Raw genomic sequence first — 1,080 nt, forward strand, 5'->3', positions numbered from 1 at the left:
GTGCGCTGCCATGTCCGCTCAGGCATGTCTGCTCAGGCGTGTCTGTGCAGGCCGGCCCGGCGGTGGCGTGAGCCGCATGACCGGATATGCAGGATGCAGGCGGTCAGCTTTTGCTGAAGGCCGTGAGCCGGGCCAGAATGTCATCCAGAAAATGGGCGAAGTTTTCCACGGCGGCGGCATCGTGACCGGCGGCGGCTTCGGCCACCACGTTATCAAGACGGCTGTGGTAATACATGTGGCTTGCGTGCGCGGTTTTGCCCTTGTCCGTAAGGTAGACGTTGAGTCTGGTCATTTTGAGAGGATCTTTTTCCTTGCGTATAAGGCCCTTGCGCTCAAGCTTGCGCAGCATTTCAGAAACGCTGCCCTTGGTGATGCCCAGTTTTTGGGCCAGCCCGCCCACGTGTATGCCCTCGGCATTGTGGATGGTCATGATCATCTGGATTTCGCCCAGATGAATAGGCACATCCGTGCCGAAGTTGCGGCATTGGCGCTCCAGCGCGTAAAAGCGGGTCACCAGCGAGAGCAGGGTAAAACAGATATGATTGTTGCGCAGCCGCTGGATAGCCGGATCAGCCAGGTCGTTAAGAACGGCCTCGTGAATGCGCAGTTCCACTTCTGTTTTTCTGGGGATTTTGTCATGCATGGATGTCGTGTATGGCAGCCATACGTTATTGTCAAGGCAAGGCCCGCGCCGCTGTCCGCTCTTGCGGCCCGGCGCGTGCTGGCTTAGTATGCCTGTGCCTGCGGCCTGCGCCGTGCGGTATGCAAGCCTGAGGTCAGCATGAAGAAAGAAGTCGTCTGCCCGCATTGCGGCAAGCCCTATTCCTGTTTTCGCAATCCTGCGCCCACTGCCGATGTGGTCATTTACGAACCGGGCAGGGGAGTGGTTATTATTCGTCGCAAGCACGCCCCGCTGGGTTTTGCCCTGCCAGGAGGCTTTATTGACGAGGGCGAGCAGGCCGAGGCCGCCGCCGTGCGCGAAATGCGCGAAGAAACCGGGCTGGATGTGGAACTGACGGGCCTTCTTGGCGTATACTCGCGCCCCAAGCGCGACCCGCGCCAGCATACGCTTACGGTGGT

The 1,080-nt window shown here is 59.4% G+C and carries 2 protein-coding genes; one reads left to right on the forward strand and one right to left on the reverse strand.

Going from position 1 to position 1,080, the window contains the following annotated elements; all coding sequences use genetic code 11:
• Positions 1–103 precede the first annotated feature (103 nt).
• On the reverse strand, positions 104–643 hold the full coding sequence (locus V6C07_RS10820; protein ID WP_333536496.1) for a MarR family winged helix-turn-helix transcriptional regulator: 540 nt from the start codon (positions 641–643) through the stop codon (positions 104–106).
• Between the two features lie 138 nt (positions 644–781).
• Between V6C07_RS10820 and V6C07_RS10825 the strand changes: the two genes are divergently transcribed.
• Positions 782–1,080 (forward strand): NUDIX hydrolase (locus tag V6C07_RS10825; RefSeq protein ID WP_333536497.1); only part of this gene is annotated, 299 nt, incomplete at its 3' end.

Origin of the sequence: Desulfovibrio sp. 1214_IL3152, from assembly GCF_036763055.1 — a bacterium.
Lineage (GTDB): Bacteria > Desulfobacterota > Desulfovibrionia > Desulfovibrionales > Desulfovibrionaceae > Desulfovibrio.

Bases quoted from the DNA above. Each gene is read 5' to 3' on its own strand.
- V6C07_RS10820 (WP_333536496.1), bottom strand. From the start codon at position 643: ATGCATGACAAAATCCCCAGAAAAACAGAAGTGGAACTGCGCATTCAC.